This is a genomic window from Pseudomonas sputi, from assembly GCF_021603585.1.
Classification (GTDB): Bacteria; Pseudomonadota; Gammaproteobacteria; order Pseudomonadales; family Pseudomonadaceae; genus Aquipseudomonas; species Aquipseudomonas sputi.
On the sequence record NZ_BQHI01000001.1, the window covers coordinates 18,988 to 34,066 of the forward strand.

A 15,079-nucleotide genomic window follows, 5' to 3' on the forward strand; every position below is an offset into this window, starting at 1 on the left:
CCCTGACCTGCTCTTGTTCGTTCAGCCGCCAGTGTCACCGCCGGCGGGATGACGAGCGGTCAGAAGTCCACGGTGGCGGAAACCTTCAGCGTGCGCGGCGTGCCCTGGGTCAGGTAACCGCCGTTGGCCGAGGCCCAATAGGCTTCGTTGGCGACGTTCTCCAGATTGGCCCGCAGGGTGATCTGCTTTTCATCCAGTTTGAAGGCGTAGCGCGAACCGAGGTCGAAGCGGTTCCACGCTGGAATGCTCTGGGTGTTCGCCGCGTTCAGGTACTGGCCGCCGGTGCGCAACATCCGCGCGCTGAGGGCGGCGCCTTCGAGGCCCGGAATGTCCCAGTCGGCGCCGAGGTTGAACTGGAAGCGCGGCACCCCGACGGCGCGGTTGCCGTCATTCACGCCGTTGCTGCTGCCTTCCAGCTCAGTCTTCATCAGTGTCGCGCCGCTGAGCAGGCGCAGGCCGTCGAGCGGTTCGCCGTAGACGTTGAGTTCCATGCCTTTGTTGGTCTGCTGGCCGTCGACCCGGAAGATTCCGTCCTGGGTGTAGCTCGACGGTTGCTCGATGCGATAGACGCCGAGGTTGGCGCCGTAGCTGCCCATGTCCAGGCGCACGCCGGCCTCGATCTGCTTGCTGCGCACCGGGGCGAAGGTTTCGTCGCGGTTGATCGCCGTGGTCGGCGGCGTTGGGCCCTTGGCCAGGCCTTCGATGCGGTTGGCATAGAACGACACGTGTTCCCACGGCTTGATCACCAGGCCGTAGACCGGAGTGGTGATCGACTCTTCATAACTTGAGGTGCGGGCGCCGGTGGCGGTGCTCCAGCCGTCGACTTTCAATTCCTGGCGACGCACGCCGAGGGTCAGCAGGATGCGGTCATCGACGAAGCCGAGGGTGTCGGAAATCGCCTCGCTGCGCAGGGTGTTCTTGCCGGTGATGCGCGGGTCGTTGATGTCGCTGGCGAACGAGGTGGGCGCCGGGCGCGGTTTGTCGGTGACGTTGTACAGGTTGGTGCTGTAGCGCCCGGCGGTGCTGATGGTTTCGAACGCCGAGCGCTGCTCGCCCCAGATGCCCGCCCAGCCGAGGTTCAACTGGTGCGTGACGGGGCCGGTGTCGAAACGGCCGTTGAGTCCGGCCATGGCGCTCTGGTTGTCCTCGTCGTGGGGCGAATAGAGCATGCCGCCACGGGCGCTGCCGTTGAGGTCGGTGACGGTCAGCGATGAATACACGCCGTTCTCGCGGGTGTGCTTGGCGCCGCCGGAGACGTAGGCCGTCCAGTTGTCGTTCAGGTCGTACTCGGCGCGGGCCATGCCGAAGGTGTCTTCGAGTTGCGAATAGCTCCAGCTCTGGGCGTAGCTGGCATTGGCGTGCGGCACCTTGGGGGCTTTGGTCAGGCTCGAATCGACGTAGATCACCGAGCGCCCCTGGTTGATGACCTGCTTCTGATAGCCGAAATCGGTCGAGACCCGCAGGCGATCGCCACGATAGTCCAGGCCGACGCTGAACAGCGACGAGCGCTGGTCTTCGTCATCGACGGCAGTATCGCCTTCGCGCTGCATCAGGTTGACCCGCGCGCCGAAGCGGTTGTCCTCGCCAAAGCGCTGGCCCAGATCCAGATGCCCGCCGACCCGGCCGTCGGCGCTGTAATCGAGGGTGACGCTGCGGGTCGGCGTGTCCATCGCGCGTTTGGGTTGCAGGTTGATCCCGCCACCGATGCCGCTGCCGCTCGGGGTCACGCCGTTGACGAACGCGTTCGGGCCTTTGAACAGTTCCACTCGATCCAGCGCTTCGACGGCGATGATCTGCCGGGGCAGCACGCCGTACAGGCCGTTATAGGAAATGTCATCGGAGGCCAGTGGCAGCCCACGGATCATGAACATCTGCGAGAAGTTGCCGAAGCCGTTGGACTGACGCACAGAGGCGTCGTTGAGCAACACATCGCCGACGGTCTGGGCCTGTTGATCGGCCATGGTCTTGGCGGTGTAGCTGGTGACGCTGAAGGGCAGGTCGTTGACCTCCTGGTCGCCGAGCATGCCGATCTGCGCACGGCGGGCGACCTGTTCGCCGCCGTAGGTGGCGCCGCTGTCGTCGCGCAGGGCGCTGACGTTGGTGGCGCCGAGTTCCAGTACGCCGTCCGCCGCAACTTTCGGCGCCACGGTGTAACCGTTGTGGCCGGTGTTGAGCAGCTCGAAACCGCTGCCTTCCAGCAACCGGGCGAAACCGCTCTGCGCGGTGTAACTGCCTTGCAGGCCGGGGCTCTGGCGATTGCCCAGTTGCGCCGGATCGAACGACAGCGGCACGCCGACGCTGACCGCAAATTGCGCCAGCACATGGCTGAGCAGGCCGGGGCCGATGTTGACGCTGCGGCGGGCGCTTTCACTGACGCTGTCGGCGGCGTGGGCGGCGCTCGGCAGCAGGGCGCTGAAGGCCAGGGCCAGGCTCAGGTTCAGGGCCTTGAGCGCAAAATTGGCAGGGCGGGGCGATGGCATTGCGGTCATTCGGTGTTCCTGTCGGGGGCGTGGAATGGGAAGGTCTATCCACTCACCGGACGAGTCGCGAAAAGGTATCAGTGAATACGGAGAATATTTTCCGAGGGCTCAGACACGGGGCTCCACCGACAGCCAATAACGGGTCAGGCTGGTGATCTTCAGCGGCAATGTATCGCTGAGCAGACGCAGGCTGGCGTCGGTGTCGCGCAGGGAAAACGCTCCGGACACGCGCATCGCCGCCACGTCCGGATCACAGCGCAGCACGCCTGGGCGATAGCGGCTCAACTCGCCGAGTAATTCGTCCAGGCGCATGTTGCTGGCCAGCAGCATGCCTTTGTCCCAGGCCAGGGACGCAGTGTCGAAAGGTTCGGCACTGTCGAAGCCGTTGAGCTTGAAGCGCTGGCGCTCGCCGGCCTTGAGAATCGTGCTTTGCTGGAGCAATTGCGGGGTGATCTGAACCTGGCCTTCGAGCACCGACACCTGGCTGCGCGAACCCTCGGTGCGCACGCAGAATCGCGTGCCCAGCGCGCGGGCCACGCCTTGCGGGGTTTCGACAATGAACGGGCGGGCGCTGGCGTCTGCGGCGGTGTTGATCAGCACTTCGCCGTTGAGCAGCAAGACCCGACGCTCCACCGGGCTGAAGGCGATGTCCACGGCGCTGTCAGTGTTGAGCATCAACTGGGTGCCGTCCGGCAGTTGCAGGTTCTTTTGCTCGCCGACGGCGGTGCGTTGGTCGGCGGTCCATTGCTGCCACGGCACATGCTGCGAAGCGATGCCCAGCGGCCCGGCCATCAACAGCAAGCCGAGGCGGGTGAGGGTCTGGCGACGGCTCAAGCCCTCTTTGCGGGATGCGCGTTTCAAGGTCTGGAGCGCGACGTTGGCCGGCACGCTGCGCAAGTCCCCCAGCAACGCTTCGGCCCGCTGCCAGGCGATGGCGTGCTCGGCGCTGCGGGTGCGCCATTGGGCGATGGCCTGATGGTCGGACGGGGTCGCGGTGCCGGAATGCAGTTGCACCAGCCAGTCGGCGGCTTCGCCAAGAATCTGCGGGTTGATCATCGACGAATGCATCAGGCGACACTCAGGCAGGCAATGAACGCGGCACGCATGTGCCGTTTGACGGTGATCAGCGAAACACTCAGGCGCGTGGCGATCTGCGCGTAGGTCAGGCCTTCGATCTGCGACAGCAGGAAGGCCTCGCGGGTCTGCTGCGGCAGTTCGCGCAGCAGTGCTTCGATGCGCCACAGGGTTTCGAGAATCAGGTAGCGGGTTTCCGGCGACGGCACTTCGGCGGCGGGCAGGTGCGCGATGGTTTCCAGATACGCGCGCTCCAGGTCCTGCCGCCGCCAGCGATCGATCATCAGGCCTTTGGCGATGTGCGTCAGCAATGCCCGGGGTTCGCTGCCCAGCGGTTTGATCACCTGACGGGTGAGCAGGCGCAAAAAGGTATCGTGCGCCAGATCGGCCGCCTCGCAGCGGTTGCCCAACTTGCGTTGCAGCCAGCCCTGCAGCCACCCGTGGTGTTCGCTGTAGAGCGTCTGGACTTGCTGATTCAACGGCTGATCGAGGGACGACATGAGGGGCAGATACTCGTTTCGGGCGTCCGTTGCCAAGGGTGCGGTCGTGAGTGCGAAAACTGTGCAATTAAGAATTGATCGCATTCTAGTGGCGCGCAACGAGTGCTGGCAATTGCCTATTCACACTTTCTTTTCTGACGCCAACGCAGTGGCCTACCCATCTTCCGGGAGATTGGCTATTTGCCGGTCCGGGTGCCGGGACTAACGTAGCCCCACATTCACTTGCCCCGGAGATCCTCGATGAAACCTCGTATCGATTTCTACACCGCGTCCCCTGATGCCCTGAAAGCGATGATGGCCCTGGAAACCGCCGTCTCGAAACTGCCGCTGGAAAAGACCCTGATCGAACTGGTCAAGCTGCGCGCTTCGCAGATCAATGGCTGCGCGTTCTGCATCGACATGCACACCGCCGACGCGATCAAGGGCGGCGAAACCCCGCGCCGGTTGTTCGCCGTGACCGCGTGGCGTGAGGCGCCGTTCTTCACCGAACGTGAACGCGCCGCGCTGCTGTGGACCGAATCCCTGACCCAACTGAGCCTGACCCACGCCCCCGACGAAGATTATGAAGCCGTCGCCGCCCAGTTCTCGCCCAAGGAAATGGTCGACCTGACGGTCGCGATCAGCACCATCAACAGCTGGAACCGCCTGGCCGTGGGCTTCCGTAAAACCCCGCAAGCCTGATCGATCAATGTGCATCGGCACTCGGCGCGGCCGGTGGCTGCACCTTGCGCATCAAGGGCACCATCGCCGTGGCGAGGCCGAAGCACACCATGATCATCAGGAACGTGTCGCCGTAGGTTTGCGTCTGCGCTTCACGGTAGGTCAGCAGCCATAGCTGACGCAGACTGGCGGTGAGGCCGACATCGCCGCTCTGACCCAGTGCGGCAAAGTTGCCGCCGACCTGAGCCAGCCACTGATTCACTGCTTCGTTGCTGCTGTTCAGATGTTCCGCCAACCGGGTGAAGTGCAGGTTGGTGCGGTCGTTGAGAATGGTCGCGCACGCTGCAATCCCGATTGCACCGCCCAGATTGCGCATCAGGTTGAACAGGCCCGAGGCATGCTTGAGCCGCGCCGGTGCCAGGCCACCCAACGTCAACGTTACCGCCGGCGGCACCGCCAGTTGTTGGGCGATCCCGCGCAGGGCTTGCGGCAGCAGCAATTCTCCGGCGCCCCAGTCGTGGGTGATCGGACTGAATTCCCACATCGACAGGGCGAACAATGCCAGCCCTGCCATCATGATCCAGCGCAGATCGATGCGATTGGCCAAAAAGGCGTACAGCGGAATCGCCATGATCTGGAACACTCCGGTGGAGAAAACCGCCAGACCAATGTCCAGCGCCCCGTAGCCGCGCACCCGGCCGAGAAACAGCGGCGTCAGGTAAATCGTCGCGAACAGGCCGATCCCGGTGACGAACGAAAAGAAGCAGCCGAGGGCGAAATTGCGATCCTTGAGCGCGCGCAGATCGACGATCGGGTTGGCCACGTGCAGCGTGCGGCCGATGAACGCCAGCCCGGCCAGGCCGCTGATCCACGCGGTGGTCAGGATCGTCTGGTCGCTGAACCAGTTCCAGCGCGGGCCTTCTTCCAGGGTGTATTCCAGGCAGCCGAGAAACAGCGCCAGAAACACCATGCTCAAATAGTCCGCGCCTTTGAGCAGCGACAGTTCCGGCTGATCGATCCTGACCAGCATCGGCACCGCCACGGCGACGAAAATCCCCGGCACCAGGTTGATGTAGAACAGCCAGTGCCATGACGAAATGTCGGTGATCCAGCCGCCGATCACCGGACCCAGGGTCGGTGCCAGCGACGCCACGGCGCCGATGGTCGCGGCGGCGATCACCCGTTGTTTGCCGGTGAAGAAAAAGAATGCCGTGGTGAACACCAGCGGAATCATCGAGCCGCCGAGAAACCCTTGCAACGCGCGAAAGGCGATCATGCTCTGGATGTTCCAGGCGATGCCGCAAAGCAGGCTGGCGAGGGTGAAACCGACCGCTGAAGCGCAGAACAGCCAGCGGGTGGAGAACACGCGGGACAGCCATCCGGACAGCGGAATCACGATGATTTCGGCGATCAGGTAGCTGGTCTGCACCCACGCGGTTTCATCGGTGCCGGCGGACAACCCGCCGCCGATATCGCGCAGCGAGGCCGAGACGATCTGGATGTCCAGCAGCGCGATGAACATGCCGATGCACATCGTGGCGAAGGCGAACACCTTGGTCGCCGTCGCCATCTTGGCGGCATTGAATGGCTGCGCGGCGGCGGTGAGGGCGGTGCTCATGGCGCGCTGGCCACGGCGGTGGTTTCAGGCTGGGCGCGGGTGTCGACTTCAGCCGTCACCGACAGGCCCGGACGCAGGTGGCCGAGCACGCCGTCGGCGGGGTCGAGCAGGATCCGCACCGGCACTCGCTGGACGATCTTGGTGAAGTTGCCGGTGGCGTTTTCCGGCGGCAGCACGCTGAATTGCGAACCGGTAGCCGGGGCGAGGCTGTCGAGGCGACCGTGGAATTCCTGGCCGGATAACACGTCGGCGCGAATGCTCACGCGCTGGCCGGGTTTCATCCGCGCCAGTTGGTCTTCCTTGAAATTGGCATCGACCCACAGACCGCTGGCCGGGACCACTGATAACTGCTGCGAGCCGGCTTGGGCATAGGCACCGACCCGCGCGCGGCGGTTGCCGATCACGCCATCAACCGGGGCGCGCAGTTCGGTGTAGCCGAGGTTCAGTTGCGCCAGATCACGCTCGGCCCGGGCTTGCTGCAGGGCGGCGCGGGCCTGTTGTTTCTGGGTTTCGATCACCGCGAGTTGGCGCTGCGCGGCCAGCAGTTCGGCCTGGGCCTTGGCGCTCAAGGCTTGCGCGGTCTTGAAGGTGGCGTCGGCCCGTTGCGCGCTTTCCACCGAGACTGCGTTGGTGGTCACCAGACGCTTGTAGCGTGCGTTGTCATCCCGCGAACGAGCGGTTTCGGCGCTGGCGGCATCAATGCCGGCGCGGGCCTGGCCGATCACCGCTTGCTGCAGCTGTTCAGTGGCGTCGAGGTTGGCCAGCAGCGCTTCTTCGGCGGCGACCGCACCTTCGGCCTTGGCCAGGTGGGCGCGGTAGTCGCGGGCGTCGAGGCGGATCAGCACGTCGCCGGCCTTCACCTTTTGGTTGTCGCTGACCAGCACTTCCTCGATGTAACCGGCGACTTTCGGCCCGATCACCGTGACGTCGCCGCCGATGTAGGCATCGTCGGTTTCCTCTAGAAATCGCCCCGTGCCCCACCAATGCACGGCATACAGGCCGGCGAATACCAGCGCGGCCAGACCCGCAGCGGGCAACAGCAGGCGTTTGAGCAGGGGAGGCTTGGGAGCACTGACCGGAGCGGTGAGATCGGGTTCTACGGTGGGCATGCTGGTCATGGCGTAATACCTGAAGAAGCGGAATGGCTATTACGGTCGTAATATGACGCGAGTAATATTTTGTGGCAATTGATTTTTATCGCCGGCCGTCAGATGGAGGGCGTTTAAAAAAAGCTGATCATTTGTTTAAGAAATGTAAGCGCTGTAGGAAGCGTCTTGCATTTGTGTAGGAAGGCTCTGACTATCACCGCAATTGATGGGGTGGCATTAAGCCAGTTGATTGCAAGGATGTTGAGTGTCGTATTCGCTTTACGCAGTTTCTCGTAGTCGTTCTCTGCCGCGCCCGCTGTTGTCGGCCTTGTTGCTGAGTGTATCTGCGCCCAGCGTTCTCGCCGCCGAAGCGCCAGCCTCTGGCCAGGAAGTGTTGCGCCAGCAGCAACTGCAACAGCGCGATCTGCAACAGCTGCAACTCGAACAGCGCAAGCGCCAACTGGAGCGCGGCGCGTTCGGCCCGACGCCTGCCACTGCGGCCATTCCTGAATCGATCAAACCCGACGAGCACTGCTGGCCCCTGAGCGGCACGCGCATCGGCGGCGTCACGCTGATCGACCGCGACCAACTCAACGCTCGCATTAAACCGCTTCTGGCGCCGTGCATGGGCGTCGGTCAGATCAACCATTTGCTGGCAACCCTCACCGCGCTGTACGTGGAGAAGGGCTACATCGCCAGTCGGCCGTACCTGAGCAGCGCGCCAGCGGCGGGGCAGTCGCTGGATATTCTGATCGACGAAGGCTACATCGAGTCCATCGAACTGGCCGACCAGAGCCTGCCGGTGTCCCTCGGCGGGGCGTTCCCGGGCATGCTCGGCAAGCCGCTGAACCTGCGGGATCTGGAACAGGGGCTGGATCAGTTGAATCGTCTGCGCTCGCTCGACCTGACCGCCGACATCGCCCCCGGAAGCCAGCCCGGCGCGTCAAAAATCATCCTGCGTTCGCGTACCTCCGGGCAGTCACGCTGGGCCCTCGGTGCCGGTTTCGACAACCTCGGCAGCGCCAGCACCGGCCGCGATCGCGACACGCTGAGCCTGACCCTCGACAGTCCGCTCGAACTCAACGACCTGTTAAGCCTCAGCGCCAGCGACACCCTCAACCAGGGCGACCGCTACAGCCGCAACGCCAGCCTCTACTACGCGATTCCCTACGGTTACTGGACGTTCAGCACCTTCGCCAGCCACGCCGAATACCGCGCGCCGTTCAAGCTCAGCACGGCGACCCTGTACAGCACCGGCATCACCGATCAGCTCAGCCTGCGCGCCGACCGGGTGTTGTGGCGCGACCAGAGCCACCAGCTCAGCGCCAACCTGCAACTGGCGCACAAGGACGTCGACAGCTATCTGGAAAACGTCCGCCTCGGCATCCAGAGCCCGACCCTGACCGTGGCCGAAGCCGGGCTGAATCTGTTCTGGCTCGATCGTGCGGTGTGGAATCTCGACATCAACTACGCCCAGGGCTTGCGCGGGTTCGGTGCCGACGATGATGCCGATCATCAGGTCAAGAATCTGCCCAAGGCCCAGTTTCGCAAGTACCGGGCCGGCCTCAGCCAGTGGCGCAACGGTCAGCTCGGCGCGCAAGCCTGGCAATGGCAGAGCCAACTCAATGTGCAGTACAGCCCGGATCCGTTGCCGGCGATCGAACAGTTGCTCGGCACCGACGATTCCGCCGTGCGCGGTTACCGGGTCAGCAGCGCGTCCGGCGCCAGCGGCGCGATCTGGCGCAACACCTTGCGCCTGCCGCTGCGCAGCGATTTGCCGGTGCAGCTCACCCCGCGCGTCGGCCTCGACCACGGCTGGATCAAGGCCGATCACGGCGCCTCGGGCAAACGCCTGAGCGGCGCCAGCGTCGGCCTCAACCTGGGTTGGAAAAACCTGCAAGTGGATGTCGATTACCAACGCAGCCTGAACACCCCGACCGGCCTGCACCGCGAGCCTGAAACCTGGCTGATGCGGGTCGGATTACAGATATGAACGTCAGTGAACAACAGCCATCGGACCTGAGCGCGACAGCCGTGGCCTTCAACTCAACGCGCAACGTGATGCCGCACTACATGGAGAGTTTTTTATGCCAATGAACACCTTTGCGTTTCATCTTTCCCCACGGGGCAAACTGCGCTGGGCCATCGCCAGCCTGTTTCTGGTCGCCCACCTGCCGGGCGCCATGGCCGGCGGTGTGGTGGTCGCGCCCGGCCCCGGCGGCACCGCGCAACTGCAAACTCAGGGTGGCGTCCCGATCGTCAATATCGTCGCGCCCAACGGCTCGGGCCTGTCCCATAACCAGTTCCTCGACTACAACGTCGACCGTCAGGGCCTGGTGCTGAACAACGCCTTGCAGGCCGGGCAATCGCAGCTCGCCGGGCAACTGGCGGCCAACCCGCAATTGCAGGGCCAGGCCGCGAGCGTGATCCTCAACGAAGTGATCAGCCGCAACCCGTCGGCCATCAACGGTGCGCAGGAAATCTTCGGCCGCGCCGCCGACTACGTGCTTGCCAACCCGAACGGCATTTCGGTGAACGGCGGCAGCTTCATCAACACGCCGAACGCCAACCTGGTGGTCGGCCGTCCCGAGCTGAACGACGGCAAGCTGCAAGCTCTGAGCACCCGCGATGCCACCGGCCAGTTGCAGATCCAGGGCGGCGGCCTGAGCAATGGCGAAGGTTCGATCAACCTGATCGCGCCGCGCATCGACAGCCAGGGCGCAATCACTGCGCGTGACCAACTGAACCTCACCGTCGGGCGCAATCAGATCGACTACGCCAGCGGCCAGGTGAAGGCCGTGGACCCGGCGGGCAACACCACCGATCAACGGATCGACGCCAGCCTGTTCGGCGCGATGCAGGCCGGGCGCATCAACATTGTCAGCACCGCTGAAGGCGCGGGCGTGAAGGTCGGGGCTGTGCAAGTCGCCGGGCGCGACGGCGTGCAGATTCGGTCGGCGGGCGATTTGAGCGTCAGCGGCCAGGCGATCCCGGACAGCCTCGACGTGACCCGCGCCGGCATCCGCAGCAGCCAGGGCGACGTCGGCCTGCACAGCGGCAAGGACCTGACGCTGGCGGCCACCGATGTCAGCGGTCGCGACGTGAAGGTCGAGGCCAAACGCAACCTGACCCTGACCACCGTCGAAAGCCGCAAGCTCCAGGAACAGCGCGAGAACTGGAACAACAGCACCCTCGGCATCACCTGGGAAACCTACGAGCGCACCCAGACCGACAGCGATTCGCGCCAGCACGGCAGCCAGATCATCGCCAGCCGCGACGCGCAGTTGGCGTCCGGTAAAGACACCGAACTGAAAGCCGCCAAGGTCGAGGCGAAGAACAATCTCAGCGTGCAAAGCGGCGGCGATCTGCGCCTGACCGCCGCCACTGAAAGCCACACCCAGACCGATCAAGGCAAGCACCGCAAACATCTGTGGAAAGCCGATTGGGACAGCAGCAGCGAAGAGCAGCGCAGCATCACCAGCCAGTTGAAGGCCGGCAACATCGCCCTGCAAACCGCCGCACTGTTGCGCGCCGAAGGCGCCGAGCTGAACAGCGCCGGCGATCTGCAACTGGCCGGCAAACAAGTGGACATCACCACCGCGACCCGCACCCATCGCAGCAGCGACAACCGCTATTCCGGTGATCTGGTCGGCGGTGGCTTTTTCGGCAAGACCGGCGATGCCGACAAGGGCCAGACCCAGCATCAGGGCAGCAAGGTCAACGCGGCCGGCAAACTGCTGGTCAAGGCTGACGACGTGCGCATCAGCGGCAGTCAGGTGCGGGGTGGCAAGGACGCCAGCGTGATCAGCGACAACGGTTCGCTGACCATCGACGGCGTGCAGGACACCTCACACAGCAACAACCACGACAAGGACAGCAAGTTCTTCGGCATCACCAAGGACGAGTCGCGCCAGAGCAGCAAGGACAGCACCACGGTGCGCAGCGAGCTGGCGTCCGACAGCAACCTCAAGCTCAAAAGCGCCAAGGACATCGAAGTCGCCGGCTCCACGGTCAAGGCTGACGGCGCGCTGGTGGCCGAGGCTGCGGGTGACGTGAACGTGCATTCCACGCAGAACACCCACGACAGCAGCAACAGCACGCAAACCCGTGGTTTCGACGCCTACGCCAAGGAGCACACGGCGGAGCAATATCGCGCCGGCGTGCATTACGCAGACAAGGCGCAAACCTTCACCGCCAACGATGTCACGCAGCAGGGTTCCAGCCTCAGCGGCGGCAGCGTACAGGTGAAGGCGGGCGGCGACGTGACACTCAAGGGCGCCGAGGTGAAATCCACCGCTGGCGACACCACGCTGAGCGGCAAGAACGTCTCGCTGCTGGCCGAGCAGGACAGCCACACCACCTCAACTGAAACCCGCAGCACCGGCGGCGGTTTCTATTACACCGGCGGCCTCGACCGCGCGGGCAGCGGTGTGGATTTCTCGCACAGTACTTCGCAGGACACCACCGCTAAAACCACTGCACAAACCACCGGCGTGCAGAGCAGCGGCAGCCTGAACATCAACGCTGACAAGCTCGCCACCGAAGGCGCGCAACTGAAGGCCGGCAACGGTCTGAACGTCGTCGCCAACCAAGTGGACAACCGTGCTGCCAGCCACACCGAAAGCAGCACCCACAGCGAGAGCAACTGGTCGGCGGACATCGGCACCAACGTCGAGTACAAAGACATCACCCGGCCGATTGCCGGCGCGGTGAAAGACGTGCTCGACGGCAAAGTGCCGGACAAGGACGCACTGACCAATCTTGGTCAGCCGAACGTCGGTATCGACGTGGCAATCGGTCATGCCGACGCCGATAAAACCGAGCAGGGCAGTAACGCCGTGGTCAGCCGGTTCGACGGCCAGACCGTGGAGGTGAAGGTCGGCGGCACCCTGCACGACCAGGGCACCCAGTACAACGCCAGCGCCGGTAAAGTGAACATCAGCGCCGATAAACTGGTGGCCGATGCCGCGAACAACACCCGCAGCAGCACCGACCATTCGGTCGATGCCAAGGTCGATGTGCGCGTCTACACCAAAACCGGTGAAGACGTGAACGTGGCCGGCAGCGGCGCGGGTGGCAGCAGCCAGTCGAGCAAGAACAGCGCCACGGCGGTGGTCGGCGGTTACGCTGGCAATCAGGGTGTGAACATCAATGTTGGCCGCGACGCACAGTTCGAAGGCAGCCGTTTCGACGGCGGGCAGGGCGGTGTCAGCGTCAAGACCGGCGGTGACCTGGCCCTGAATCAGGCCAACGATCGCCAGAGCAGTGACAGCTCCAGCCTGCGCGGCAATGGCTCGCTGACCGTCGGCACCTTGCCGGGCACCGACGGCACCAATGTCGATCTCGGCGCCGGGTTCCAGCTCGATCACGAGGACAACAAAACCAGCGACAGCCAGGCCCATGTCGCCAGCCTCAGCGGCAACGGCCCGGTGCAATTGAGCAGCGGCGGCAATCAGGTGCAACAAGGCACGAAGATCGACAGTGCTGGTGCTATCGACCTGAAGGCGGACGGCAAGCTCGACCTGCAAGCGGCCACCGACTCGCACGTCGCCAACGGCAGCCATCTCGGCGGCGGCCTGAAGGCGGGTGGCAGCAAGACCAGCAGCGAGAAGAGCCACGATAAGGGCGGCAACCTCAGCGGCAACTTCAACGTCGGCCGGGTCAACGAGAACACCCAGACCCTCAGCGGTGGCCAGCTCAACAGCCAGAACGGCATCGCGCTGAGTGGCGATTCGGTGCACCTGCAAGGCACTCAGGTCAGCGCGCCAAACGTCAACATCGACGCGCAGACGGGCGGTTTCGTTCAGGAGTCTGCGCAGTCAACCGACAGCCGCAACAACTGGAATGTGGCGTTGAACGCCGGTGGCAATCTGAGCAAAAGCACCCCGACCGCCGCCGATGAAAAAGTCAGCAGCGATCACGGCTTCAGTGCCGGGGCCAAAGTCGGCGTGGACTACCTGCAAGGCACCACCCAGCAGAACAGCCAGATCAAGGCTGACACTGTGGTGTTGAACAGCGGTGGCGATGCAAGCCTGGATGGTGCGCGGATCGATGCGCGCAATGTCAGCGGCAACGTGGCGGGTGATCTCTCGGTCGAAAGCCGTCAGGACTCCAGCACTCACGCCAAGGTTGATGTGGATCTGGGCCTGACCGCCAAGAAGACTCCGGCCGATGACAAGGGAAAACTCGCGGGCACCGACTACAAACCAACGCTGAAAGTGGACGGGGAATACGCGCACAAGGACAGCGTCAAACAGGCCTCCGGCATCAGCGCTAGTCAGGGTGTGAACCTCACTGTCGGCGGCGCTACGCAGCTGACCGGTGCGCGGATTTCCGCCACCGAAGGCAAGGTCGATCTGGGCGGTTCGAAGGTCAGCAGCCGCGACCTGAACAACCGTGGTTTCGGTGTGAAGGCCGGCCTGGACCTGCCGCAGAAAACCGAGGAAAGCGCACCGAAGGTGTCCCTTGAAAACGGCAACCTGAAAGTCGGTCCGGTGACTCTGAGCGGTCACCTGGACAGTCAGGTACTTCAGGCCGGGATCGACAAGAAAGGCTGAGTGCTTACTGGTTGGAGGTGGCGAGTGTTGCCTCCACTGTCAATCCCTGTGGGAGCGGCCTGCACGCGATCGCGATGTGTCAGTCAACCATGGTGTTGCTGACGAGCCGCGAGCTCGAGCAGGCTTGCTCCCACATTTTTTTGTGCGGCAGAAACCGCCATGAGCCTGGCGTGTCGCGGTCTGTTGGAAAAAATGCCGGATGACGACTAGCGTCATGAAACGGATGCTCACTGCAAGGGACTGACGGAGTGCAATTTCATGGGCAAGAAGTTTGGCAGCAGTTGGTGGATCGATGAAGGGGTGTTGATGTCGGATGAGCGGGCGCAGGATCTTGCGGCGGCCGCCGATCATTTTCCGGACGAATACGACCCGATGATCTTTCTCACTGGCGATGCCCACCGGGAACCTCCATTTCAGTGGGCAGCGCAGGGCGTCTGGGCAGACTTTTTCGGCCCGTTGATCGAGGACAACAAGATCGTCTGCCATGTCGAACAGTATCCACAGGCCGTCACGCGTCAGTCGGTGCCGCCGCTGTTCGCGCCGGTTTTCGACCGGGGCAAGGTTTTCGGCTGGGAGCACAAGGTGTTCCCGATTCTCGAAAACCTGATGAAGAACTACTTCAACAAAGCCCATGACTTTCCAGCCAATGTCAACGTTGCATTCGTCCGAGGCATGCTGGACGACTGCAAAAAAGTCGCGGACATGGGGTTTCTCAAGACTGAGTACAAGGCCCTCGTCGACTTTGCCAGGCCCTATGTGGGGGAGAGGACCGGGTTCGAGAAATTCCAGGCTCTGTTCGGTTCCGCTCCATCCCCGAACACGCTGCTGTCGGCCAAGGACGGCGGCCAGTTCAAGGAACTCTATTCGAACTACGTGAAGGCCGGCATGGGGTTGCGCACGGGCATTCATCCCTACATCGCGCCTTCGATCCAGCACCTCATCGACACTTATCGTGACCACATGCACCTGATTACTTGCGGCGATGCCCACCTGCTGGTCAATCCCCTGTATCAGTACCTGCACCCACCGGTGGGCTGCTTCGGGATTGTCGACCCGGATCAGGGCAAAAGCGTTGGCAAGGTCAAAGGCAAATAGGCTGTTT

Annotated in this window: 9 protein-coding genes; 4 read left to right on the plus strand and 5 right to left on the minus strand. The window is 63.5% G+C overall.

Features of this window, described 5'->3' with window-relative positions; genetic code table 11:
- Nucleotides 1-59 precede the first annotated feature (59 nt).
- From L6D81_RS00100 to L6D81_RS00110, 3 genes are all read right to left on the minus strand, one after another.
- Nucleotides 60-2,489 carry a TonB-dependent receptor gene (locus L6D81_RS00100; protein ID WP_236177256.1) on the minus strand — a complete coding sequence of 810 codons (2,430 nt, stop codon included), beginning with the start codon at nucleotides 2,487-2,489 and terminating at the stop codon, nucleotides 60-62.
- Between the two features lie 99 nt (nucleotides 2,490-2,588).
- A complete protein-coding gene (locus tag L6D81_RS00105; RefSeq protein ID WP_236177258.1) occupies nucleotides 2,589-3,548 on the minus strand; it encodes a FecR domain-containing protein in 960 nt (319 codons plus the stop codon).
- The gene (locus L6D81_RS00110; RefSeq protein WP_236177260.1) at nucleotides 3,548-4,054 is read right to left on the minus strand and encodes a sigma-70 family RNA polymerase sigma factor; all 507 of its coding nucleotides are present in this window, start codon (nucleotides 4,052-4,054) and stop codon (nucleotides 3,548-3,550) included. Before L6D81_RS00110 ends, L6D81_RS00105 begins: the two co-directional genes overlap by 1 nt.
- Before the next feature lie 240 nt (nucleotides 4,055-4,294).
- Here L6D81_RS00110 and L6D81_RS00115 point away from each other — a divergent pair, with 240 nt between their 5' ends.
- Nucleotides 4,295-4,735: a carboxymuconolactone decarboxylase family protein gene (locus tag L6D81_RS00115; RefSeq protein ID WP_236177262.1), complete on the plus strand. Its 441-nt coding sequence runs from the start codon at nucleotides 4,295-4,297 to the stop codon at nucleotides 4,733-4,735.
- A 4-nt stretch (nucleotides 4,736-4,739) separates the two neighbouring features.
- On the opposite strand, the gene L6D81_RS00120 is transcribed toward L6D81_RS00115, so the two are convergent.
- Together L6D81_RS00120 and L6D81_RS00125 are read right to left on the minus strand one after the other, a co-directional pair.
- Complete coding sequence (locus tag L6D81_RS00120; RefSeq protein ID WP_236177265.1) at nucleotides 4,740-6,332, minus strand: DHA2 family efflux MFS transporter permease subunit; 1,593 nt, start codon at nucleotides 6,330-6,332, stop codon at nucleotides 4,740-4,742.
- Nucleotides 6,329-7,450, minus strand: coding sequence for an HlyD family secretion protein (locus L6D81_RS00125; RefSeq protein WP_236177267.1), 1,122 nt, complete (start codon nucleotides 7,448-7,450; stop codon nucleotides 6,329-6,331). Before L6D81_RS00125 ends, L6D81_RS00120 begins: the two co-directional genes overlap by 4 nt.
- 235 nt (nucleotides 7,451-7,685) lie before the next feature.
- Here L6D81_RS00125 and L6D81_RS00130 point away from each other — a divergent pair, with 235 nt between their 5' ends.
- From L6D81_RS00130 to L6D81_RS00140, 3 genes are all read left to right on the plus strand, one after another.
- Nucleotides 7,686-9,413: a ShlB/FhaC/HecB family hemolysin secretion/activation protein gene (locus L6D81_RS00130; RefSeq protein ID WP_236177269.1), complete on the plus strand. Its 1,728-nt coding sequence runs from the start codon at nucleotides 7,686-7,688 to the stop codon at nucleotides 9,411-9,413.
- Between the two features lie 94 nt (nucleotides 9,414-9,507).
- Nucleotides 9,508-13,977 carry a hemagglutinin repeat-containing protein gene (locus L6D81_RS00135; RefSeq protein WP_236177281.1) on the plus strand — a complete coding sequence of 1,490 codons (4,470 nt, stop codon included), beginning with the start codon at nucleotides 9,508-9,510 and terminating at the stop codon, nucleotides 13,975-13,977.
- Nucleotides 13,978-14,235: 258 nt separating this feature from the next.
- The gene (locus L6D81_RS00140; protein ID WP_236177294.1) at nucleotides 14,236-15,072 is read left to right on the plus strand and encodes a hypothetical protein; all 837 of its coding nucleotides are present in this window, start codon (nucleotides 14,236-14,238) and stop codon (nucleotides 15,070-15,072) included.
- Nucleotides 15,073-15,079: the final 7 nt, after the last annotated feature.